A 22,428-nucleotide genomic window follows, 5' to 3' on the forward strand; every position below is an offset into this window, starting at 1 on the left:
GGCCTACCCCCTCCGCTTTGCCGGGGGGCCACGGCGGCGGGGGGGGTCCTCACACCCTCACACGTCCCAACCCGGGTTGGGCCCCCCGCGGGGGGGGGCCGCCCCTTCTGTTTTGTGGCTGTGCCCGTGGCGGGCAGCTTCCTACTTCACCGCGGTGGAGACACCGGCGGTGGGGGCCTTGGCCACCCCGCCGGCCGCCTTCTTGGACCCGCGCCGCTCAATCCAGATGGCCAGCCGGGACACTGCCAGGTTGATGGCGATGTAGATGGCCGCGGCCACGAAGAACACCGGGAACAGGAACTGCGGGCCCAGGAAGTCCGCCATCACCTGCACCGCGCGAAGCAGTTCGCCGTAGGCCACGATGTACCCCAGCGACGTGTCCTTCAAGAGGACCACGAGCTGCGCCACGAGGGACGGCAGCATGCGGCGGACAGCCTGCGGCAGTTCGATGCTCAGCCGGGACTGGAAGCTGGTCAGGCCGATCGCCAGACCTGCCTCGCGTTGGCCGCGGGGGAGGGACTGGATGCCTGCCCGGATGATCTCCGCGAAGATCGCGGCGTTGTAGAGCACCAGGCCGGCCACCACGGCGATGAACGAGCTGGTGGCAAAGACCAGCAGCACGAACAGCATCATCAGGACCACGGGCATGCCGCGCAGGAACTCGAGCACGATTCTGGTGGGAACCCTGATCCAGGCGACGTCCGAAATGCGCATCAGGCACAGCAGGAGTCCCAGCGGAAAGGCGATGACAGCAGCGATCGCGGCTGCGCTCAGCGTCGCGCCGATGCCGTTGGCGAGGAGTGTCCAGACGTCAGCCTGGCCGAAGATCGCCCAGCGCTGCGCCTGGAAGATTCCTTGCTGCGCCAGCGTCATCACGGCCCAGGCCAGCAGGGCGGCGATCAGCACGACGCCGATCACGGAGCCGATCAGTGAGATGCGGCGGGCCTTGGGCCCCGGAACGTCGTAGAGAACCGAACTCATCGGGCGATCGCCACCTTTCGTTCGACCTGGTGGGCAAGGATGCCCAGCGGCACGGTGATCAGGAGATAGAAGATGGCAACGCCCACCAGCACCCACATGACGGCGTCGCCATGATCGTTGGCGAGCTGCTTGCCGTAGCCAAACAGCTCCAGCACGAAGAAGGCGCCGGCCACCGAGGAATTCTTGACCAGCGCGATGAGGATGTTGATCAGGGGCGGAATCACGGTACGCAGGGCCTGCGGCAGGATGATGAGCGAGAGCACCTGGCCGAACTTCATGCCGATGCTGCGGGCGGCCTCCGCCTGGCCGACCGGAACACTGTTGACGCCCGAGCGCACCGCCTCGGCAATGAACGCGGCGGTGTAGGCGCTCAGGGCAATGATGGCCGCGACTTCAAACTGCTGGAAGGTCACGCCCAGCCGGGGCAGGACCACGGCCGCGAAAAAGAACGCGATAGTGAGCGGGGTGTTACGCACCACCTCCACGTAGGCCATGCTGAAACCGCGGAGGGCAGCCACAGGGGAGACCCGGGCGGCGGCCAGCAGGGTGCCCACCACCAGGGCGATGATGCCGGAAACGGCGGCCAGGAACAGGGTTCTGAGAAAGCCGTCCCAGTATTGGGGGAGGCTTTCAATGATGACGTCCATAGGATCCTTCAGCTGCGTTCAGGGGAATGTGCGGAAAACGGAAGCGGCGGCTACCGGCAGGCTGTGGCATGCACACCCGCCGGTAACCGCCACGATCGTCCTAGTAGCGGTCGATGGCCGGAAGTTCCGGTGCCGTCTTGATGACCGCGCCTGCGGTGGCCTCCCACGCCTTCTTGTAGGAGCCGTCCTTGGCGAAGCCCTCCAGCTGGTCGTTGACCCAGTTGCGGAACTCGGTGTCGCCCTTCTTCAGGCCGATGCCGTAGGGCTCCTTGGTGAAGGTCTCCTCGGATGCCAGCTTGAACGCGTCCGGCTCCTTGTTGACGAAGCCTGCCAGGATGACGTTGTCGGTGGTCACGGCCTCAACCTGCTTGTTGCGCAGCGGTTCGAGGCAGGCCGAGTAGGTGGCTGCCGGAACCAGGACCGCGCCGTACTTCTCCACGATGGTGGAGGCCGGGGTGGAGCCCGTCACGGAGCAGACGTTCTTGCCCTTGACGTCCTCGGGCTTGGTGATGGAGGTGTTGTCCTTGTTCACCATGAGCGCCTGGCCGGCTTCGTAGTACGGGCCGGCGAAGTCGACTTCGGTCTTGCGCTTGTCGTTGATGGTGTAGGTGGCCACGATCAGGTCCACCTTGCCCTGCTTGATGAACTGCTCGCGGTTGGCGGAGACGGTTTCAACCCATTCAATCTTGTCCGCGGGGATGCCCAGCTTGGCGGCCAGCAGCTTGCCGATTTCGACGTCGAAACCGACCGGCTTGCCGTCCAGGCCCTTCTGCCCGAACAGCGGCTGGTCAAACTTGGTTCCGATGGTGATCTTGCCCGCGGAGGCGAGCTTTTCCATGGTGGTACCCGCAGCGAAGCTGGGCTTCTCGACCGGCGCGGGGTTGGAGCCGGTCCCGGTGCCGCCGCCGCCGCAAGCGCTCAGTGTCAGAGCAATGGCTGCGGATGCTGCTGCCAGAAGGGATTTCCTTCGGGTCAAAAATGCCTTCATGACATTCCTTTCATTGGGCGGCCGCCCATGACGGCCTGGGTGCGAACTCGGTGATCTGGAAGCCGGCGGGGTCTGCCGGTTGTCAGTGCGTGAGCAGCTTGGACAGGAAGTCCTTGGCGCGGCTGCTCTGGGGATTGGTGAAGAATTCCTCGGGAGTGGCGTCCTCAACGATTTGTCCGTCCGCCATGAACACCACGCGGTCGGCGGCCTTGCGGGCGAAGCCCATCTCGTGCGTGACCACGATCATGGTCATGCCCTCCTTGGCCAGCTGGATCATGACATCCAGGACCTCGTTGATCATCTCCGGATCGAGCGCCGAAGTGGGCTCGTCGAACAGCATGACCTTGGGCTTCATGGCGAGGGCGCGTGCGATGGCCACACGCTGCTGCTGGCCGCCGGAGAGCTGCGCCGGCAGCTTGGGCGCCTGGTGGCCCACACCCACGCGCTCAAGCAGTGCCATGGCATCCTTGTCCGCCTCCGCCTTGGCGACGCCCTTGACCTTGATGGGCCCAAGCGTCACGTTTTCCAGGATGGTCTTGTGCGCGAACAGGTTGAACGACTGGAACACCATGCCGACGTCGGCGCGCAGCCGGGCGAGCTCCTTGCCCTCCTCGGGCAGCCGCTTGCCGTCAATGGCGATGTCGCCGTCGTCGATGGTTTCCAGCCGGTTGATGGCCCGGCACAGGGTGGACTTGCCCGAACCCGAGGGGCCGATGACCACAACCACCTCGCCCTTGCGGACCTGGAGATTGATGTCCTTGAGAACGTGCAGCTGACCGTAATGCTTGTTAACGGCATTCAGGGAGACGAGTGCGTCGCCTGGCAGTTGAGTAGTCATAAGAATGAATCTAGCGAATATTGCCCGGTTATGACCGCAATCACTCCAACTTCCCGTTGATCGTAATTCAAGAGATACCTGCAGGTCAGCAGGTTAGCCTTGGGGGATGAGCATCAACGCAGATCCGTCAAAATCAGTACAGCCCCGCCGGAAAGGGCCCCTAGAGCTGCGCCGCAAGCAGGCTGCGGTGGAGATGTCGGACCAGCGGTTGCTCGACACCAAGGGCCCCGGCCACTTCATCCACACCGATCCCTGGCGCGTGATGCGGATCCAGAGCGAGTTCGTGGAAGGCTTCGGTGCGCTCTCGGACCTGGGCCAGGCGGTCAGCGTGTTCGGCTCAGCACGCACCAAGCCCGGCAGCGTGTTCTACGACATGGGCGTCGAAGTGGGCCGCAAGCTGGCTGAAGCCGGCGTGGCCGTCATCACCGGCGGCGGCCCCGGCTCGATGGAAGCGGCCAACAGGGGAGCGGTGGAGGGCAATGGCGTCTCCGTTGGCCTCGGCATCGAACTGCCGTTCGAACAGGGCCTGAACCAGTGGGTGGACCTCGGCATCAACTTCCGCTACTTCTTCGCGCGGAAGACCATGTTTGTGAAGTACGCCCAGGGCTTCATCGTTCTTCCCGGCGGCCTCGGCACCCTGGATGAGCTCTTCGAAGCCATGGTCCTCGTCCAGACGCAGAAGGTGACCTCGTTCCCGATCGTCCTGCTGGGTGCGTCGTTCTGGGGTCCGATGATCGACTGGATCAGGGGAACCCTGGTGGCAGAGGGAATGGTCTCGGAAAAGGACCTGGACCTCATCCAGGTAGTGGACACCCCGGAGGAAGCCGTGAATCTGGTCCTCCACGGCCACGTCCGGGCTCCCTCCACCAACGGCGACCAGCGGCCCGAGTAGAAGCTGCCCGGGTAGGCGGCAGCCGCGGCTGCGTCTGGCACGATTGGTGGTGTGAGTTTCTTCCTCGTTTTCCTCGCCATCGTCCTGATCGGAGTCACCGCCCTCATCGGGACCGACCTCGGGCCGGGCATCCTGCGGAGGAAACGCGCCCGCGCGCCCCTCGCCAGAGTCGGTTTCAATGACGGGTTCGATGAACCCGTGGCGTCCCTGCCTCCGGTGCTGCTTCCCGACGACGCCACGCCGGCCGACGTCGACCACGTCCGGTTTGCGCTGGGGCTTCGGGGTTACCGGATGGACCAGGTGGATCAGGTGCTGGACGACCTGCGGGACCAGCTGGCTGCCAGGAACGCCGAAATAGAGAGCCTCCGCGAGCAGCTGCGCGCCTCTGCCGGACAGTTGGCCGCCGCCGAACAACCGGCTGCCGAGGACCGGACGTGAGCTCGCCACTGCCGCAGCCGGGCCCGATGCCGCCGCCAGGGCCGGCGCCGGCATCAACAGTCGAACCCCCGCCGTCGAATCGCGGGACACGGCTGGACGGGGCGTTCCGGACTGCCGCGGCACGGCTCGGCGGCCGCCTGGCGCGCTGGCCGTGGTGGGCCCAGGTGGCGGCGGTCTACGTGGCCGCCCGGCTGGTCAGTGCCTGCATCTTCATGTCGGCCGCCCTGCATCAGGGATTCAACCCCTGGTTCCCGGCCAAGCCCGACTATTGGAACTTCATCAATATCTGGGACGCGCGGTGGTACGAGTCCGTCATGACCGGCGGGTACCCGTCCGAACTGCCGGTGGATGCGGCCGGCAACGTGCAGGAGAACACCTGGGCCTTCTATCCGCTGTTTCCAACGCTGGGGCGGATGCTCTCCGCTGCCACGGGCATGAGCCCCGCTGCCGCCCTCATATTCATTGCCATGCTCGCCGGACTGGCGGCCTCGGTAGTGGTGTACCTGCTGTTCCGCACCAAGGCAGCCCACGGGCCGGCCGTGTGGGGCACCGCATTCTTCTCCACCTTCCCCGTCTCGCCGGTGCTCCAGGTGCCGTACGCGGAATCCCTGAACCTCCTGCTGCTTGCCGCATCGCTGCTGCTGGTGGTCCGGCGGCACTACCTGTGGGCCATTCCAGTGGTTCTGGCCATGTGCCTTTCCCGGCCCACGGGAGTGCCGTTTGCTGCGACCATCGGGATCCTCTTCCTGTACCGCGCCGGTGAGGCGTGGCTCGAGGCGCGGAACCGCGGACTGGCCGCCAGGGGGCGCAGGGTCCACAGCCGGAACGAACTGTGGTCCCTCGCCGGTCTCACCGCCGTCAGCGGTGCAGGCGCCCTCGCCTGGCCCGCGGTCGCCTGGGCTGCCACCGGCGACATCGCCGCGTACACCAAGACCGAAACCGTGTGGCGCGGAGACGACCTCGTGCCCTTCAAACCCTGGTTCGACACCGGCGTCCTGCTGTTCGGGCCCGTCCTGGGGCTCGTGGCACCGTTCGTTTTCGTGGCGGCCTTCGGGCTCTTCATGGCCTCCCCGCCGGTGCGCCGGCTCGGAACCGAGCTCCGGCTGTGGTGCGTCTGCTACCTGGGGTACCTCGTGGTGTTCCTGCACCCGCAGACCAGCACGTTCCGCATGCTGCTGCCGTTGTTTCCGCTTGCGCTGGCCGCCGCACTCGTTTCCCGGTCGCGCGCCTACCGCGGCGCCGTGGTCACGATGTTCGTCCTGCTGCAGATTGTCTGGGTGGTCTGGCTGTGGGCGTGGGCCCAGCTGCCGGGCGGAGGGGACTATCCGCCGTGACAGGCGCGGGGTTTCCCCGGATCAGCCTGCGGCAGGGCGCAGGAATCCGCACGTGAACGAATTGTCCATCGATTAGCTACAGACGGGTAATTACAGGATAATAGGTACTAAGCAAGGACAAAAAGCATTCGGATTGTTCAGCCATGGCGGCTGCCGAAAGGACCGCCAGAGCGGCTTTGTTTTGACCACGCGGACTCAGCCCGGCCGGGCTCGGTCCTGGGACTACTGGAGGGGATATTCCTCATGGCGGCTATGAAACCACGCACCGGCGACGGCCCTATGGAAGTAACCAAGGAGGGCCGCAGCCTGATCATGCGTGTGCCGCTCGAAGGCGGGGGCCGGCTCGTGGTTGAACTTAATGCCACAGAGGCGGCCAACCTCAAGGACTGCCTCGTCGGCGTCACCGAATAAGAGTAAAGGCAGGGCCCGCAGCCGGAAGGCTGCGGGCCCTGCCTTTTTCGTATTCCTGGCCCGGCCGGGCCGGCTTGCCTCTGTCCGGCCAGCCTATTTCTTGACCGCTACCAGCAGCCCGTCACCGGTGGGAAGCATGGCAGAAGCCAGCCGGTCGTCGTCGCGCACGGCCTTGCCCACCTGGCGGAGCACAACGGTGGTTGCGTCGCGGACCGCAGGGTTGGACACCCGGTCCTTGTCCAGGGCGTCATTGACGATCAGCAGGCCGCCGGTCTTGAGCAGGCGCACGGCCTGCTCCACGTAGCGGGGAAAGTTGGGCTTGTCGCCGTCGATGAAGACGAGGTCATAGGCGGCATCGGTGAGCCGCGGCAGGACGTCGCCGGCACGGCCGGAGATGGTGCGCGTGCGGTTGGCCGGACTGCCGGCTTCCTGGAACGCCTCCCGCGCCGCCTTCAGGTGCTCCACGTCCACGTCGATGGTGGTGAGCACGGCCTGCGGGCCCAGGCCGCGGAGCAGGCAGACGCCCGAGACTCCGGCGCCGGTGCCGATCTCGACGGCGGTCTGCGCCTTGGATGCAGCGGCCAGTACAGTCAGTACGGCACCAACGCCACGGCCGATGGGTGTCACGCCAAGCTCGAACGAACGCTCCCGGGCGCGCAGCAGGACCTCATCCTCGGCAGGCAGATCTTCTGCATAGGACCAGCTCGTGGACTTATCGGCGCTCATGGATTTCGCTTTCTGGGCGGCAAGGGGGCATGTTCTTACAGCGTACTTGGTTGGACGGCGCCCGACAGGCAAGTGACAGCAGCAACGCCTGTGATGGCGGATACTCCCACGCTGTGCGGTGAATCGTGACGACAACCCGCGGAAACCAGGCAGGAAAATCCGGGTAAAAAGTTGCGCCTTGAGCAAAGAAGGGCACTGCAGTCAGGAAATTCCCAGCCAACTTTGACATGATAATAATCCGCTCATCCAAGTGGTGACCGGCGCCGAACCAATGATGTAAAGCACGTCAGGCGTTATTACATCCACGAGGGGAGTGGACGATGTCAGCATCCGTTGCGGCACCTGTCCCTGCAACTGAAGAGCAAGCCGCCGAGTGGGCCATGCCCACGTGGGAGGAAGTGGTCACCAACCACTCCGCCAAGGTGTACCGGCTCGCCTACCGGCTTACCGGCAACAAGTACGACGCCGAGGACCTCACCCAGGAGGTGTTCGTCCGGGTCTTCCGTTCCTTGGAGAACTTCAAGCCGGGAACCCTGGACGGCTGGCTGCACCGGATCACCACCAACCTCTTCCTGGACCAGGCGCGGCGCAAGAGCCGCATCCGCTTTGACGCGCTGGCCGAGGACGCCGAATCCCGGCTGCCCGGCCGGGAACCCGGCCCCGAGCAAAGCTTCGAACTCAACAACCTGGACCTCGACGTCCAGGCCGCCCTCGAGGAGCTGCCGCCGGACTTCCGTGCCGCCGTCGTCCTGTGCGACCTTGAGGGGCTGTCGTACGACGAAGTCGCCGAGGCCCTGGGCGTGAAGCTGGGCACGGTCCGTTCACGCATTCACCGCGGCCGGACCATGCTCCGCGAAAAGCTTGCCCACCGCGATCCGCGACCGCTTCAGGCGCGCAAGCCGCGGCTGAAGATGCCCCGCATCGCCGGCGTTCTCTGATCGGCGACATGCGTCAGCTACATCGCTTGCTGGAGGGGCTCAGGAAGAACGCAGGGTTTCCGCCGCTTGCCGGTGCACGGCACCCGCAGACGACGGAACACATCCGGGCGTGCGCCGAATGCGCCGGCGCGCTGCACCGGCAGCGGCAGTACATTGAGCGGCTCCGTACGGCCGCAGTCCCGGCCGCCAGTGACGAACTGACAGCGCGGCTCCTGCTCCGCACCCAGCAGTTGGCCATGGCGCCGGCCCCTGTTTACCGGCCCAGCCGGATGAGGCTGGCGGGGCTGGCCGGAGGGGTAGCCGTGGTGGCGGCCGGGGCCGTGGCCGCCGGAGCCTACACGGTTGCTGGTGAACCCAGGCAGTACGCCGCGGGTACCGCCTCCCTGTATGGCCAGTCCGGGCATTCCCCGGGAACGGACAGCCGGCTCGCCGCGCTGCGGTCCTCCGGCTGGACGTGCCCTGAACTGCGGGCCATGGGCTTCCATCTTGTTTCCGCCAGCACAACGGTACTGGCGGGCCAGGCCACGGTGGAGCTGCGGCTTACCGACGGGCAGCACACGGCACGGATTCTGGAACAGCACCAGGGATCGCCGGCAGCGCCCTGGCCGGTCAACCCGCTGACCGGCCACCCGGCGGGAAGCGACGGGTATGTCGCCGCTGAGCTGCCGGGAACGACGGCGGACGGCCAGGTCTGGGTCAAGGCGGGATCGCCGTGGAGTGCGATCTACCAGACGTCGCGGAGCACCTTCACCTACGTGTCGGACCTGCCCGCCGCCTCGGCCGACGACGCCGTGGCGATGCTCGCGGGGGCCGGAGGTGCGGCCAGCCCAGGTCTTGCCGCCGGGACGGCCGCGGCCAGTGGCAGCGCCGGAGTTCAAGGACCAGCGCAGGAAACTGCCGTCGACCGGGTCGAACGCGGCCTGCGTAAAATAGCCCGCCAGTTGGGGCTTTGAGGAGCCTCCCCGGCCCCGCAGCATGCCCTCACCGGACGCTGGCCGGGTCGAAATCGTCACTGCCTCCCCGGAGAGGGTAATCTTCCTAAAGTGTTTGGAATCAACGGCCCGGAGTTTATCCTTCTGCTGCTCATCGGCATTCTGGTGATCGGCCCCCAAAGGCTGCCCGAATACACCCAGAAACTGGCAAACCTGGTCCGTGAAGTGCGCCGGATGGCCTCCGGCGCGCGGGATCAGATCAAGGAAGAGGTCGGCATCGACATCGATGATGTCGACTGGAAGAAATACGATCCCCGCCAGTATGATCCCCGGCGCATCATCAAGGAAGCGCTCCTGGAGGACGACACCAAACCGGTCAGTGCCGGCGGTCCCGCGGCAGTGGCCGCTGCGGCGTCGGCCGCCGCTTCCTCCGCGGAGGAGCGGCCGGCGCGCATCATCGAGCAGCTGCCATACGGCGAAGCGGCGCCGTTCGATTCGGAAGCCACCTAGCCCGGTTTCGGGGGGCTCTGCCAGCGGGCTTCGACAGGATCAGCCAGCGGGCGTGGTCAATCAGCGGGGCTGGACGTCCAGCTTCATCCCGGCCAGTCCCCGCGGCCTGGCCGCGAGTTTCCCGGCGATGCCGGACAGTGCCGCCGCGGCAGCCGTGTCCGGGCCGCCCAGGACGATGGGCGTGCCTGAGTCGCCGCCTTCCCGCAGCAGAATATCCAGCGGAATCTGGCCCAGCAGCGGCACGTCCGTGCCGGTCGATGCGCTGAGCCGCTCGGCGAGCACCTCCCCGCCGCCGGTGCCGAACAGGTCCATCCGGCCGCCGTCGGGCATCTCCAGGAAGGACATGTTCTCGATGACCCCGGCCACCGTCTGCCCGGTCTGGGTGGCAATGGCGCCCGCGCGCTCCGCGACGTCGGCCGCGGCGGCCTGGGGAGTGGTGACCACCAGGATCTCGGCCTTGGGCAGCAGCTGCGCCACCGAGATGGCGATGTCGCCGGTGCCCGGCGGGAGATCCAGGAACAGGGCATCCAGGTCGCCGAAGTAGACGTCGGTGAGGAACTGTTCCAGTGCCCGGTGCAGCATCGGCCCGCGCCAGGCCACGGGCTGGTTGCCGGTGACGAACATGCCGATGGAAATGACCTTTACGCCGTAGGCCACCGGCGGCAGGATCATGTCGTCCACCCGGGTGGGGGCCTGGGTGATCCCCATCAGGGCCGGCACCGAGAAGCCGTACACGTCCGCGTCCACGATGCCCACGCGCAGTCCCTGTGCCGCGAGGGAGCAGGCGAGGTTGACCGTCACAGAGGACTTTCCCACGCCCCCCTTGCCGCTGGCCACCGCGAAGACCTTGGTGAGGGACCCCGGCTGGTTGAACGGGATGCCCCGTTCGCCGCCGGGGCCGCGCAGCTGCTCCTTCAGCGCATCGCGCTGGGCCTGGGTCATGACCTTCAGGTCCACTTCGACGGCGGTCACGCCGGGAACGTCCAGCAGTGCCGCCTCGGAGTCCCTGGTGATGGTGCCGCGCAGTGGGCAGCCGGCAATGGTGAGCAGCACCGCCAGGCGGACGGTCCCGTCGTCGGAGATCTCCACGGAGTCCACCATGCCCAGTTCGGTGATGGGGCGCCGGAGTTCCGGGTCGATGACGGTTGCCAGGGCAGCGTTGACTGCCTGAACGAGGGTGGTGCTCATGCCGTGGTGCTCAGCTTTCGGGAGTGGTGGGTCGGTGGGCTGCCCGGCCGTGCCGCGTTTTTTCAGACTTGACCTTGGGAATCTGCTGCGTGCGGGGGTTGCGTTGTTTTTCCCGCTTCTCCTTCAGTTTTTCCCGGACCAGTTCGCGCGGCGATTCATGGATTCCAGGTCCGGAAGGCTCGTGCGTGCGGAGCTCCTCCTGGGCTTCCAGGAGGTCCTCGAGCAGGCTGCGCAGTTCCGCCCGGACGTAGTCGCGGGTGGCCACTTCACGTAGCGCGATCCGGAGCGAGGCCAGTTCCCGGGTCAGGTATTCGGTGTCCGAGAGGTTGCGCTCGGCCCGCTGGCGGTCCTGCTGCAGGGAGACCCGGTCGCGGTCGTCCTGGCGGTTCTGCGCGAGCAGCAGCAGCGGCGCGGCGTAGGAGGCCTGCAGGGACAGCATCAGTGTCAGGAGCGTAAACCCGAGTTCGACCTTGTCGAACTGCCATTCCGTGGGGGCGAAGGTATTCCAGGCCAGCCAGAATACACAGAACACCGTCATGTAGACCAAGAACTGCGGCGTGCCCATGAAGCGGGCGAAGCCCTCCGTTGCGTGGCCGAAGGCATCGGGGTTTGGCGAGAACTTGGGGAGGATGCGCTGGCGGCCGCTCAGCGGCGTGTCCAGGCTTCCCTGGGCTGCCGGCTTTCCGCCGGGACGGGTTCCCTTTGCCGTGTTCTCAGCCAATGCGGCCACCAAGCTTCCTGACCGGGGCCTCGCCGTCGTTCGCCCGCCAGTCATCAGGCAGCAGATGGTCCAAGACGTCGTCCACCGTCACCGCGCCCACCAGCCGGCCGGCCTGGTTGACCACCGGCAGCGAGTTCAGGTTGTACGTGGCGAGCGTCCGGGCCACTTCGCTGATGTGGGCCAGGTCCGAGAGCGGCTCAAGGTTCTTGTCCACAAGGTTGCCCAGCGACTCGAACGGCGGGAAGCGGAGCAGCTGCTGGATGTGCACCACGCCGAGGAAGCGGCCGGTGGGGGTTTCCAGCGGCGGACGGGCGATGAAAATTGACGACGCGAGGGCGGGGGAGAGTTCCTCGCGCCGGACGTGGGCGAGGGCCTCGGCCACCGTGGCTTCCGGCGGCAGGATGACCGGAACGGGGGTCATGAGGCCGCCGGCTGTGTCCTCGTCGTATTCGAGGAGGCGGCGGACGTCCTCGGCGCCTTCGGGCTCCATCAGCTGAAGGAGTTCCTCGGCCTGGGCGGTCGGGAGCTCGCCGAGGAGGTCGGCGGCATCGTCAGGGTCCATCTCCTCCAGGACGTCGGCGGCGCGCTGGACGTCGAGGGCGGAGAGGATTTCCACCTGGTCGTCCTCGGGCAGCTCCTGGAGGACGTCCGCGAGCCGCTCGTCCTGCAGCTCGCTGGCCACCTCGAAGCGGCGTTTGTCGCTCATCTCCTGCAGTGCCTCGGCGAAGTCCGCGGGCTTGAGGTCCTCGTGGTTGGCCACGAACTGGGTGGCCGCCTGGGGTTCCGTCTTAGCACCCTGATGCGCGTCGGCCCAGTCAATGATCATGGTCTCGTTGCGGCGCAGCCTGCTCAGGGGCGCCAGGGAATGCCCGCGCCGGACGAACAGCTTGCTCACGAACCAGTCGCCCGAGCGGTGCTGGTCCATGGCGATGTCCTCGATGGTGGCGTCGCCGCTGCCGTCCGTGAGGGTGACCCGGCGGTCGAACATTTCGGCGACCACCAGGGTCTCGGCACCGCGCTGTTCGAAGCGCCGGAGGTTCACCAGGCCGGTGCAGATGACCTGCGTCTGGTCGATCGAGGTGATGCGCGTCATCGGGACGAAGACGCGCTTCTTGCCGGGAACTTCGACGACGATGCCCACCACGTGCGGGGCGCCCCGGGTCCCGCGGGAGAGCACGACGACGTCACGCAATCGTCCCAGACGGTCACCCAGAGGGTCGAAGACGTCCAGTCCCAAGAGGCGCGCGACAAAGACGCGGGTAGGATTCGTGCTCACCTCTACAGGCTACCGAGTCTGCTCTCTTTTAGCTGAATTTTCAGCTCGCACCCATCCTTATAGGCAAGAATGAAGACATGGCGAATATTTTTGGTGCTCCCAAGGCTGGACCCAACGGCTCGGACGAATCGAAGACGGTCCCCACGGGGGACACCGTCGGCTCGTATACCTCCTACCTGGACGCCCAGAAGGCCGTGGACTACCTCGCCGACCAGCAGTTCCCGGTGCACCTGGTGTCCATCGTGGGGAACGACCTCAAGATGGTGGAGCGGGTGACGGGGCGCCTCAGCTACCCGCGGGTGGCGCTCTCCGGTGCGCTGAGCGGCATGTGGTTCGGCCTGTTCGTCGGGGTCATGCTGTCCTTCTTCACGCCCGCCGGCGGGACGTTTTCCATCATCAGCTCGGTGCTGATGGGTGCGGCGTTCTTCATGCTGTTCGGGATCGTCACCTATGCCATGCAGCGCGGCAAGCGCGACTTCACGTCCACCAGCCAGGTGGTTGCCACCAATTACGACGTCGTCGTGGCCTTCGAGGCGGCCCACGAGGCGCGCCGGCTGCTCCAGCAGTTGCCGATGACGCCTTCCGACGCCACCCCGGGTGGGGGCCCGGCGTCGCACACCCAGCACGATTACCAGAACCAGCACGATTACCAGAACCAGCCCTACCAGCAGCCGGGCCGGCACCAGGGACCGCCGCAGGGCCCGTCCCAGGGCCAGGCGCCGCAGCGGCCCGCGGGCTGGAACGACCCCTACGGCCAGCGCGGCCAGGACGACAACGGGCACTACGGTACGGCCCAGCACGGGCAGGGCGGACAGCCGCAGGACCCTAACCAGCAGTATGGCGCACGCCAGCAGGGCCAGGGCACAGAGGGCGCGCCGGCAGCGGACCAGCACCAGGCGTCGTCCGTCCGCTACCCGGACCTGCCGGACGGCCGGCCGCAGTACGGCGTACGCGTTGATCCGAACCAGGCCGAGAAGGGCCGGGACGGCCAGCAGCAGTAGCAGGCAAAGCAGAAGGGACGGCCACCGGATCATCCGGTGGCCGTCCCTTTCTGTGTCGGTCCGCTTAGCCCTTGGCGTCGATTTCCTGGTAGATGCCGGCCATCCAGGCCTCGACGTCGTCCGCGGTGCGGGGCAGCGCCGCGCTGAGGTTCACGGGCCCCTCGGCGGTCATCAGGATGTCGTCCTCGATGCGCACGCCGATGCCGCGGTACTCCTCGGGAATGGCGAGGTCCTCCTGCTTGAAGTACAGGCCAGGTTCGATGGTGAAGACCATTCCCTCGCGCAGCACGCCGTCCAGGTAGAGTTCCCGCCTGGCCTGGGCGCAGTCGTGGACGTCGAGGCCGAGGTGGTGGCTGGTGCCGTGCGGCATCCAGCGCCGGTGCTGCTGGCCGTCCTCGCCGAGGGCCTCCTCGACCGGGACGGGGAGCAGGCCCCATTCCGCGAGGCGCTCCGCGAGGACAGTGGTCGCGGCGGTGTGGATGTCGCGGAACTTCACGCCAATCCGGGCGGCCGCGAAGCCGGCATCGGCCGCATCCAGGACGGCTTCGTAGATCTTGCGCTGCACGTCCGAGAACCGGCCGTTGGCCGGAAGCGTGCGTGAGATGTCCGCGGTGTAGAGCGAATCGGCCTCTACCCCGGCGTCCAGCAACAGGAGCTCACCGGCGTTGACCTTGCCGGTGTTGCGGGTCCAGTGGAGCACGGTGGCATTGTTGCCGGAGGCGGCGATGGTGTCATAGCCGAGCTCGTTGCCTTCCTCCCGGGCACGGGCAAAGAAGGCGCCTTCCACCACGCGTTCGCCGCGGAAGTGCGTCAGCGCGCGGGGCAGGGCCTTGACCACTTCGGTGAAGCCCTCCACGGTGGCGGCCACCGCGATCTGCATCTGCTCGATTTCCCACTCGTCCTTGGTCAGGCGGAGCTCGGAGAGCGCTTCGGAGAGCTTCTCGTCGAGGGCGTCCAGCACGCCCAGGTCCAGGTTGTCCGGGTCCTTGGCGGTGTTGTAGCGGGCGGTGTCCACGAGGGCGTCGATGTTTTCGTCCACCTTGCGCACCAGACGGATGGAGACGCCGCCGATTTCGGGTGCGCCGACGTTCTTGGTGACGGCCACCTCGAGTTCATCGATGTGGGCCGTGGGGATTCCGAGCCGGGCCTCAAACTCGGCCAGCGTGGGCCGTGCCCCGATCCAGAATTCACCCGACCGCGCGTCGGCGTAGAACTGTTCGGTGTCCCGTCCGGCCAGCGGCCGGAAGTAGAGCGTGGCGCGGTGGTTGCCGCCGTCGTCGCCCTTTCCCTCCCCAACAGGCTCAAAGATGAGCACGGCGTCGGGCTCATGGTCCAGCCCGAGGCCGGTCAGGTGGGCGAAGCCGGAGTGCGGCCGGAAACGGTAGTCGCAGTCGTTGGACCGGACCTTCAGCGGCCCGGCCGGAAGCACCAGGCGTTCGCCCTTGAACTGCTCGGAGATGGCCCGCCGCCTCCTCGCGGCGTGGCCGGCCACGGTGTCCCGTTCAGGGGTCACCTGCGGCGCGGGCGCCCAGTTGCTGGCCATGAAGGCCTTGAAAGCCGGGGAACTGGGCCGCTGGGAGCGGTTGTTGACGCGCTCTTCCAGGGGCTGGGAAGCTGTGTTTTCACCGTTGTGGGTGTTGTCTGCAGAGTTCACCGTCCCATCGTCTCACCAGCCGAGCGGCTTAGGCCAACAGTGGCGCGGGATGCATAATCATGCCCGTCCCGGCCACAGGGGCGCGCCATCTACTAGGCTGGGCTGGTGAGGATAGATCTGCATGCCCACTCGAATATTTCCGACGGCACGGAAACACCGGCCGAGGTCATGGCGGCCGCGGCGGCGGCAGGGCTGAACGTCATTGCGCTGACGGACCATGACTCCACGGACGGCTGGGAGGAAGCGTCCCGGGCGGCCATTGACAACGGCGTGGCACTGGTGCCCGGCATGGAGATTTCCTGCCGGACGGAGCGCGGGATCAGCGTCCACCTTCTGAGCTACCTGCACGACCCCACGCACCCGGGCCTGCTTGAAGAGATCACGAAGGCCAGGGAAGCCCGCCTGACGCGCGCCGAACGCATGGTCACGCTGCTGGCCGAGGATTACCCCCTGAGCTGGGATGACGTGATCCATCATGTGGCACCGGGGGCTACGCTGGGACGGCCGCACATCGCCGACGCCCTGGTGGCGGCGGGGGTGGTGGCGGACCGTTCCGAGGCCTTCACCTCGATCCTGACCTCCCACTCGCGCTACTTCGTGCAGCACTACGCGCCGGAGCCGGCCTTCGCCGTCGAACTGGTCCGCGCAGCCGGCGGCGTTCCCGTGTTTGCCCACCCCGTCGCCTCCGCGCGGGGGCGCATCGTGGGCGAAGGCACGTACCACAACATGATCGACGCCGGCCTGGCCGGGCTTGAGGTCAACCACCGGGACAATCCGGAGGAGGGCCGGGAATTCCTGCGGAAGCTGGCCGCCCAGCACGGGCTCCTGGTGACCGGTTCCTCGGACTACCACGGCCTGGGCAAGCCCAACCGGCTGGGCGAGAACCTGACCGCGCCGGACGTGTTCGCGCGGATCGAGGAGCTGGGCACGGGGACCCCCGTCGTGCGGTAAACCCAGCTGGGTAGCACCTCAGGGCGTTCCCAGCGCTGGGAACGCCCTGAGGTGCTACCTAGTTGGGCGGGTAGGACGCGATCTCGGCGTGCGCCCCGAGGCGCTTGGCCATGACGTCGATGGCCGGCTGGTTCTGGTCCACGCAGACGAACCTGCGCCCCAGCTTGGCCGCGACGGCGCCGAGCGTGCCGGACCCGGCGAAGAAATCGAGGCACCAGTCACCCGGGCGGCTGGACGCGGCCACCACGCGGCGCACCAGGCCCTCGGGTTTCTGCGTGGGGTAGCCGGTCTTTTCCTTGCCCGTGGGGGAGACGATGGTGTGCCACCAGACGTCCGTGGGCAGCTTGCCCAACTCACGCTTGGCCGGAGTCACGAGCCCCGGCGCCATGTAGGGCTCCCGGTCCACCTCGGCGCTGTTGAAGTGGTATTTCGCCGGGTTTTTGACGTAGACGAGGATGTTGTCGTGTTTGGTGGGCCAGCGGTTTTTGGCCCTCGCACCGTAGTCGTAGGCCCAGATGATCTCGTTGAGGAAGCATTCCCGGCCAAAGATGGCGTCCAGCATGACCTTGGCGTAGTGCACCTCGCGGTAGTCCAGGTGCAGGTACAGGGTGCCGTCGTCGGCGAGAAGCCGCCACGCCTCCACCATGCGCGGCTCGAGGAAGGACCAGTAGTCGCTGAAGGCGTCATCGTAGCGGTGCAGGGCGCCCTTGATCGTGTCGTAGGAACGGCCCTTGAAGCCCACCCGGTCGCCGTCGCCGTCGGTGTTCAGCACCATCTTTGTTTCCTGGCGCTGCTGGGCCCGGCCCGTGTTGAAGGGCGGGTCCACATAGATCAGTGTGAAGGCGCCGTCCGGCAGCGTGGGGAGGAAGTCCGCGTTATCCGCGTGCACCACCAGGTTGCTGCCGTCCGGCGCCCAGACAGTTTCAGTCATTGAGGTTATGGGGCCTCGGTGCCGGGCTGTGAGCCGGTTGCGGCAGATTCGCTGCCGGAGACCACTTCACCGTTGCGGCGCCGCGTGCGGGTGCGGTTGCGGCGCGGGCGTGCCGGCTGCTCACCCTCAACGGTCGCGGTGGCGGCGGCAGCTGTTCCGGTCTCCGCACCGGACTCTGAAGCGCGGCTGTCTGAAGAACGACGGCGGCGCTCGCCTGAACGCTTGCCCGCGTCACCGGCGCGGCGGCTGCCTTCCCTGCTGCCGGAGCGGCCGGAATCGCGGCCACCGGAGCGGGTGTTCTTCTTGCCGGTCTCGCCCAGGTCCTCCAGGACCTCGGCGTCGACGCCGGCGAGGGTGCGCTTGCTGCGCGGCAGCCGGCCCTTGGTGCCTTCCGGGATGTCCAGTTCCTCATAGAGGTGCGGCGAGGAGGAGTATGTTTCGACGGGCTCGGGAACGCTCAGGCCGAGCGCCTTGTTGATGAGGCCCCAGCGCGGCATGTCGTCCCAGTCCACGAACGTCACGGCCGTGCCCTTGTTGCCGGCGCGGCCGGTGCGGCCAACGCGGTGCAGGTAGATCTTCTCGTCCTCGACGCACTGGTAGTTGATGACGTGCGTAACGTCGTCAACGTCGATGCCGCGGGCGGCGACGTCGGTGGCCACCAGGACATCGACCTTGTTGTTGCGGAAGGCCCGCAGCGCCTGCTCGCGGGCGCCCTGTCCGAGGTCACCGTGGATGGCTGCGGCGGCAAAGCCGCGGTCCACCAGTTCCTCGGCCACCTTCGCGGCGGTCCGCTTGGTCTTGGTGAAGATGATGGTGCGGCCGCGTCCGCGCGCCTGCAGAATCCTGGCGACCACTTCGGTCTTGTCCATGCTGTGGGCGCGGTAGATGAGCTGCCGGATGTCGCGCTTGGTCAGGCCTTCGTCGTCCGGATCGGCGGCACGGATGTGGGTGGGCTGCGTCATGTACCGGCGGGCCATCGCGATGACCGGGCCGGGCATGGTGGCGGAGAACAGCAGGGTCTGGCGGACCGGGGGAGTACCGGCAATCAGGGTCTCGACGTCGGGCAGGAAGCCGAGGTCCAGCATTTCGTCGGCCTCATCGAGGACCACTATCTTGACGTTCTTCAGCACCAGGTGCCGCTGCTTGTAGAGGTCGATCAGGCGGCCGGGTGTGCCGACGACGACTTCCACACCCTTTTGCAGGGCATCAATCTGCGGCTCGTAGGCGCGGCCGCCGTAGATGGTGGCGATCCGGGCGTTGCGCTTGCGGGAAGCGGCCTGCAGGTCGTTGGCCACCTGGACGGCAAGTTCGCGGGTGGGAACGATCACCATGGCCTGCGGGGCGCCGGGTGCTGGCAGCTTGTCGAAGCCGGCGTCATCCCGGCCAACCACGCGCTGCAGGGCGGGGATGCCGAAGCCGAGGGTCTTGCCCGTACCGGTCTTCGCCTGGCCGATGATGTCGTGGCCGGACAATGCGACAGGGAGCGTCATGGCCTGGATGGGGAAGGGGTGTGTGATGCCGGCGTCCGCCAGGGACTCGACGATGTCGGCGCGGACGTCGAAGTCGGCGAACGACTTTTCGGCTATTTCGTGCGGCTTCTCGTCCGAGATGATGGTCTCTTCCGGCTCGATGGTCTCGGTGCCGGTGTCGTCGGAGAGTAGCTGGTGGGTATGCAATTCACTCACAGGGGAGTTTCCTTATTCATTTAGGCATTGGCGCCGCCTGCTCAACGGGGCGGGCGCGGGGCCGTTCCGGAGCACGCTCAGGCGCGCAAGCAATTCCAGTGGAAGCCGATCGCGGGCTATCTAATTGCCGGCACTGGGGACCGGCGGGTGTGACTCAAGATCGCGTAGGGGCGGGCTTGTTGAATTCAAATCAAGGAAATCAACGACCGGGCATCCATTACTACCCACCCAGTCTACTGGCAAACCCGTGTTTTCCTTGACTCAGGCCGCCGCAGGGGCCGTGGCGGGGGCCCGGCGGGGATCAGTCGACGAGCTCGAGGTGGATTTCCCGGGTGATGATGTCCGAGGAGATGAGCCGGACCCGGACCCTGGTGCCGGGCTCCATTTCGCCCTCACACCTGGCTGTCACGGCCGGTTCGGCGATCTGGACCACCCCGGACGGGCCTGATCCGTTGGTCCCCTTGCCGTTCAGCCCCTTGCCGTTGTTGCCGTTCCCGTGGCCGTTTCCTGCGCCGTTGCCGTTGCCGTTCCCGTTTTTGGCCGGCTTTGACCCGGAGATCACCACGGCATCGAATTCCTGTCCGATGTGGTTGATCAGCAGCGCGGCTTCCACTGTGTCCAGGGCAAGGCGTTCCATCCGCGCTGCCAGCTGGTCCGAGTACGCCATGATTTCCGGCAGCGAGGGAAGCGCCTGGCGGGCCCAGGCCGGCACCGGCCGGTTGTTGCTCAGCGCCTCACAGATGACCAAAACAAACCGGTCAACGAGGCGGCGCAGCGGCGCGGTGGTGTGCGCATACGCCGTGCCGATGGCTGACTGGACGGCGTCCTCCGGAACGGTTCCGTCGAAATGCGTGTACGCGGCTCCGCGGAAGAGCATGCCGGCCGAATGGAGGATGGCCAGTTGCCGGTGGTCGGTGGGGTCGAGGGTGCGCAGGTACTCGCCGTAGGTTTCCTCCCCGTCCCACGGTTTGCCCAGCGCGGCGGTCTGGCGCTTGAAATGGCTGAGCGAGCGTTCATCCGGGGCCGGCATGGTGCGCAGGATGCCCACCTTGCCGTTGAGCATCAGCGAGGCGGCGGCCATCCCGGTCATCAGCGAAATCTGGGCGTTCCAGTCCTCCACCGGAAGCTGGGGGACCGCCACGATCCGGTAGCCGCCGTCGGGAAGCTGGACGATCTCCTGCTCCGGCATGTTCAGGCTGGCCCCGCCGCGGGCCCGCTCCAGGTCCACGCGCTTGCGCCCCACCTCGCGCAGTAGCTGCAGCATGGGAGGGGCCGTGCCGGCATCCAGGTCCGCCTGGACGCCCTTGTAGTTGAGCTTGGCCCGGCTGCGCACGGAGGCCCGGCGCACCACCACGGACACCACTTCGGCGGCGGCGTCGAGTTCAAATTCCCAGACGAAGGCGGAGCACAGCTGCCCCGCCAGCAGGCTGCCGGCGTTTTCGCTGATGACCTCCGGATGCAGCGGAATCCGGCCGTCGGGGGCGTAGAAGGTCTGCCCGCGGCGGCGGGTCTCGGCATCGAGGGCGCCGCCCGGATGCACGAAGGACGGAACGTCGGCGATGGCATAAAGGATCCGGTAGCCCTCGCCGCGGCGCTCGATGAACAGCGCCTGGTCAAGGTCGGTGGACGACGGCGGATCGATGGTCAGGAACTCCACACCGGTCAGGTCCAGGGCCGGGAAGTCCCGGCTGGCCACGGCGGCTTCGGCTTCCTTGAGCACGTTCTCGGGGAATTCCCCCGGAAGCTCCAGTTCCGTCCGCAGCGCGCTCAGGGCATCCGCGAGCGCGTTGGTCTGCTCGTGGACGCTGGGCGAGAGCCGATGATGTGACACGAAAATCAGGTTAGCCCGAATTGCGCCGTTAGTCTTGGATTATGGGCACATCCTCGGCTGGCACCGCTCGCTACGACCGCTTTGTCGCAGACCTGTTCGGCGTGATGGCGTACGGCGAACTGTCCGCGTTCGAACGGCTGTCCTCCGACGCCCGTTACTCGCCCACGCTGCACGACCGGGCCGTGCTCGGCAGGATCGCCGTCATCGAATTCCAGCACTACGAGCTGGTGAGCGCCAAGCTGGCGGAGATGGGCGTCGACGTCGAGGACGCGATGTTGCCGTTCCAGTTGGCCGTGGACCATTTCCACGAACGAACCCGCCCGGCGGACTGGTACGAGTCCCTGATGAAGGCGTACGTGGTGGACACCGTGTCCGCCGATTTCTACCGGGCGGTGGCCCGGTTCGTGGATGCCGGAACGCGGGATATCATCCAGCAGATCCAGTCGTCGGAAGAGGCCACGGCCGTGCTCCGGGAGCGGCTCAGGGGAGCGCTGGCGGACGACCCCCGCCTCGCGTCCAGGCTTGCGCTGTGGGGCCGCCGGCTCCTGGGCGAAGCGATCACGCAGGCCCAGCGCGTGGGCCACGAAAATGCCTTTCTGAGCGCGCTGTTTGTCGAGGCGGAACCCGGCGCCACGGACGCCACCGCACGGGAGCTGGTGCGGGGCATCACTGCCGACGTCGCGGAACACCATTCCCGGCGGATGGTCCAGCTGGGACTCAGCGGCTAAGCGGTTTCTCCGCCTAGGAAACGGCTGCCGGCGCCGTTGCGTCCAAGGCGTCGAGCAGTTCTTCCGCAGCGGCCGTGGGGTCTGCCGCCTCGGTGATGGCGCGCACGACGACGATCCGGCTGGCTCCGGCCGCCAGGACCTGCTCCACATTCGTGCGGTCGATCCCGCCGATCGCGAACCAGGGCAGCAGCAGGCCGCCGACCCGTTCCTCGTTCGCGGTGCGGACAGCCTCCGCTGCGTAGCGCAGCAGATCGAGCCCGACGGCGGCGCGCCCGGGCTTGGTGGGCGTGGCCCACAGCGGACCCACGCAGAAATAGTCCAGGCCGCTGCGCCCGTGGGCGGCGGCGACGGCGGCGTCCACCTGATCCGTGCTGTGCGTGGACAGCCCGATCACGGTGGCGTCGTGCAGCAGCTTCCGGGCGGCGCGCAACGGCAGGTCCTTCTGGCCGATGTGGAACACCGGAGCGCCGGCGATGGACGCGATATCGGCACGGTCGTTCACGGCCCAGAGCCGTCCGTGTTTGCGGGCGGCGGCATGGACGATTTCCAGCAGCTCAAGTTCCTCGGCCGCTTCGATGCTCTTGTCCCGCAACTGGATGATGTCCACGCCGCCGGCAAACGCCGCGTCCACGAAGTCCGCAAAGTCGCCGCGGTCCTTGCGGGCGTCGGTGCAGAGGTACAGGCGGGCGGCGGTGTGGGCAGAGTGCTGGGTCATGGCAACCACCTTAGTTCCTCTGACATGAAAATTAACGGTTGTGGTTTCTTAGCCGGCTTGTTGCAAGGGTTCGAGAATGACTTGGTAGCCCAGGGACTCGAGCTGTCCGATC

General features: G+C 66.9%; 23 protein-coding genes. 10 read left to right on the top strand and 13 right to left on the bottom strand.

What is annotated here, in order from left to right:
• Window positions 1-141: 141 nt before the first annotated feature.
• From ACFRAU_RS25310 to ACFRAU_RS25325, 4 genes are all read right to left on the bottom strand, one after another.
• Window positions 142-981 (bottom strand): amino acid ABC transporter permease, encoded by an 840-nt coding sequence (locus ACFRAU_RS25310; protein ID WP_377998167.1) that lies wholly within the window; start codon window positions 979-981, stop codon window positions 142-144.
• On the bottom strand, window positions 978-1,628 hold the full coding sequence (locus ACFRAU_RS25315) for an amino acid ABC transporter permease (protein ID WP_377998168.1): 651 nt from the start codon (window positions 1,626-1,628) through the stop codon (window positions 978-980). The genes ACFRAU_RS25310 and ACFRAU_RS25315 overlap by 4 nt, the downstream gene beginning before the upstream one ends.
• A gap of 100 nt (window positions 1,629-1,728) precedes the next feature.
• On the bottom strand, window positions 1,729-2,616 hold the full coding sequence (locus tag ACFRAU_RS25320) for a glutamate ABC transporter substrate-binding protein (RefSeq protein ID WP_377998169.1): 888 nt from the start codon (window positions 2,614-2,616) through the stop codon (window positions 1,729-1,731).
• A gap of 82 nt (window positions 2,617-2,698) precedes the next feature.
• A complete protein-coding gene (locus ACFRAU_RS25325) occupies window positions 2,699-3,454 on the bottom strand; it encodes an amino acid ABC transporter ATP-binding protein (RefSeq protein ID WP_377998170.1) in 756 nt (251 codons plus the stop codon).
• A gap of 106 nt (window positions 3,455-3,560) precedes the next feature.
• On the opposite strand from ACFRAU_RS25325, the gene ACFRAU_RS25330 reads away from it, so the two are divergent.
• The 4 genes from ACFRAU_RS25330 to ACFRAU_RS25345 all read left to right on the top strand — a co-directional run bounded on the left by ACFRAU_RS25330 (window position 3,561) and on the right by ACFRAU_RS25345 (window position 6,529).
• Window positions 3,561-4,346 (top strand): TIGR00730 family Rossman fold protein, encoded by a 786-nt coding sequence (locus tag ACFRAU_RS25330; protein ID WP_377998171.1) that lies wholly within the window; start codon window positions 3,561-3,563, stop codon window positions 4,344-4,346.
• 51 nt (window positions 4,347-4,397) lie between these two features.
• Window positions 4,398-4,784: a DivIVA domain-containing protein gene (locus tag ACFRAU_RS25335; RefSeq protein WP_377998172.1), complete on the top strand. Its 387-nt coding sequence runs from the start codon at window positions 4,398-4,400 to the stop codon at window positions 4,782-4,784.
• Between the two features lie 26 nt (window positions 4,785-4,810).
• Window positions 4,811-6,118, top strand: coding sequence for a hypothetical protein (locus ACFRAU_RS25340; protein ID WP_378001932.1), 1,308 nt, complete (start codon window positions 4,811-4,813; stop codon window positions 6,116-6,118).
• A 243-nt stretch (window positions 6,119-6,361) separates the two neighbouring features.
• Window positions 6,362-6,529 (top strand): DUF3117 domain-containing protein, encoded by a 168-nt coding sequence (locus ACFRAU_RS25345; protein WP_003805139.1) that lies wholly within the window; start codon window positions 6,362-6,364, stop codon window positions 6,527-6,529.
• Between the two features lie 93 nt (window positions 6,530-6,622).
• Here the strand turns inward: ACFRAU_RS25345 and ACFRAU_RS25350 are convergent, their stop codons facing one another.
• Window positions 6,623-7,255, bottom strand: coding sequence for an O-methyltransferase (locus ACFRAU_RS25350; RefSeq protein WP_377998075.1), 633 nt, complete (start codon window positions 7,253-7,255; stop codon window positions 6,623-6,625).
• A gap of 320 nt (window positions 7,256-7,575) precedes the next feature.
• Between ACFRAU_RS25350 and sigE the strand changes: the two genes are divergently transcribed.
• The 3 genes from sigE to ACFRAU_RS25365 all read left to right on the top strand — a co-directional run bounded on the left by sigE (window position 7,576) and on the right by ACFRAU_RS25365 (window position 9,635).
• Window positions 7,576-8,193, top strand: coding sequence for an RNA polymerase sigma factor SigE (gene sigE / locus ACFRAU_RS25355; protein ID WP_377998074.1), 618 nt, complete (start codon window positions 7,576-7,578; stop codon window positions 8,191-8,193).
• Between the two features lie 8 nt (window positions 8,194-8,201).
• Window positions 8,202-9,146 (top strand): anti-sigma factor, encoded by a 945-nt coding sequence (locus ACFRAU_RS25360; RefSeq protein ID WP_378001923.1) that lies wholly within the window; start codon window positions 8,202-8,204, stop codon window positions 9,144-9,146.
• A 90-nt stretch (window positions 9,147-9,236) separates the two neighbouring features.
• Window positions 9,237-9,635, top strand: a complete 399-nt coding sequence (locus ACFRAU_RS25365) for a Sec-independent protein translocase TatB (RefSeq protein WP_377998072.1) — start codon at window positions 9,237-9,239, stop codon at window positions 9,633-9,635.
• A 60-nt stretch (window positions 9,636-9,695) separates the two neighbouring features.
• On the opposite strand, the gene ACFRAU_RS25370 is transcribed toward ACFRAU_RS25365, so the two are convergent.
• The 3 genes from ACFRAU_RS25370 to ACFRAU_RS25380 are packed head-to-tail and all read right to left on the bottom strand — an operon-like array spanning window position 9,696 to window position 12,820.
• Complete coding sequence (locus ACFRAU_RS25370; protein WP_377998071.1) at window positions 9,696-10,823, bottom strand: Mrp/NBP35 family ATP-binding protein; 1,128 nt, start codon at window positions 10,821-10,823, stop codon at window positions 9,696-9,698.
• A gap of 10 nt (window positions 10,824-10,833) precedes the next feature.
• Window positions 10,834-11,553, bottom strand: a complete 720-nt coding sequence (locus tag ACFRAU_RS25375) for a DUF1003 domain-containing protein (protein ID WP_378001924.1) — start codon at window positions 11,551-11,553, stop codon at window positions 10,834-10,836.
• A complete protein-coding gene (locus tag ACFRAU_RS25380; protein ID WP_377998069.1) occupies window positions 11,537-12,820 on the bottom strand; it encodes a magnesium transporter MgtE N-terminal domain-containing protein in 1,284 nt (427 codons plus the stop codon). The genes ACFRAU_RS25375 and ACFRAU_RS25380 overlap by 17 nt, the downstream gene beginning before the upstream one ends.
• Before the next feature lie 77 nt (window positions 12,821-12,897).
• Between ACFRAU_RS25380 and ACFRAU_RS25385 the strand changes: the two genes are divergently transcribed.
• Window positions 12,898-13,821, top strand: coding sequence for a general stress protein (locus ACFRAU_RS25385; RefSeq protein WP_378001925.1), 924 nt, complete (start codon window positions 12,898-12,900; stop codon window positions 13,819-13,821).
• A 64-nt stretch (window positions 13,822-13,885) separates the two neighbouring features.
• Here ACFRAU_RS25385 and ACFRAU_RS25390 read toward each other — a convergent pair whose 3' ends face one another.
• The gene (locus ACFRAU_RS25390) at window positions 13,886-15,475 is read right to left on the bottom strand and encodes an aminopeptidase P family protein (protein ID WP_378001926.1); all 1,590 of its coding nucleotides are present in this window, start codon (window positions 15,473-15,475) and stop codon (window positions 13,886-13,888) included.
• Between the two features lie 105 nt (window positions 15,476-15,580).
• Between ACFRAU_RS25390 and ACFRAU_RS25395 the strand changes: the two genes are divergently transcribed.
• Window positions 15,581-16,426: a PHP domain-containing protein gene (locus ACFRAU_RS25395; protein ID WP_378001927.1), complete on the top strand. Its 846-nt coding sequence runs from the start codon at window positions 15,581-15,583 to the stop codon at window positions 16,424-16,426.
• Between the two features lie 58 nt (window positions 16,427-16,484).
• Here the strand turns inward: ACFRAU_RS25395 and ACFRAU_RS25400 are convergent, their stop codons facing one another.
• The 3 genes from ACFRAU_RS25400 to ACFRAU_RS25410 form a co-directional block, all read right to left on the bottom strand.
• Window positions 16,485-17,357, bottom strand: coding sequence for a DNA-methyltransferase (locus ACFRAU_RS25400; RefSeq protein WP_378001928.1), 873 nt, complete (start codon window positions 17,355-17,357; stop codon window positions 16,485-16,487).
• A 5-nt stretch (window positions 17,358-17,362) separates the two neighbouring features.
• Window positions 17,363-19,042 (bottom strand): DEAD/DEAH box helicase, encoded by a 1,680-nt coding sequence (locus ACFRAU_RS25405; protein ID WP_377997627.1) that lies wholly within the window; start codon window positions 19,040-19,042, stop codon window positions 17,363-17,365.
• Window positions 19,043-19,343: 301 nt separating this feature from the next.
• A complete protein-coding gene (locus ACFRAU_RS25410) occupies window positions 19,344-20,873 on the bottom strand; it encodes an RNB domain-containing ribonuclease (protein ID WP_378001929.1) in 1,530 nt (509 codons plus the stop codon).
• 41 nt (window positions 20,874-20,914) lie between these two features.
• On the opposite strand from ACFRAU_RS25410, the gene ACFRAU_RS25415 reads away from it, so the two are divergent.
• Entirely contained in the window at window positions 20,915-21,601 is a 687-nt protein-coding gene (locus ACFRAU_RS25415) for a ferritin-like fold-containing protein (RefSeq protein ID WP_378001930.1), read from the top strand.
• A gap of 13 nt (window positions 21,602-21,614) precedes the next feature.
• On the opposite strand, the gene thiE is transcribed toward ACFRAU_RS25415, so the two are convergent.
• On the bottom strand, window positions 21,615-22,316 hold the full coding sequence (gene thiE / locus ACFRAU_RS25420) for a thiamine phosphate synthase (RefSeq protein WP_378001931.1): 702 nt from the start codon (window positions 22,314-22,316) through the stop codon (window positions 21,615-21,617).
• Window positions 22,317-22,428: the final 112 nt, after the last annotated feature.

This window comes from Arthrobacter sp. NPDC056691, assembly GCF_042791415.1.
GTDB lineage: Bacteria > Actinomycetota > Actinomycetes > Actinomycetales > Micrococcaceae > Arthrobacter.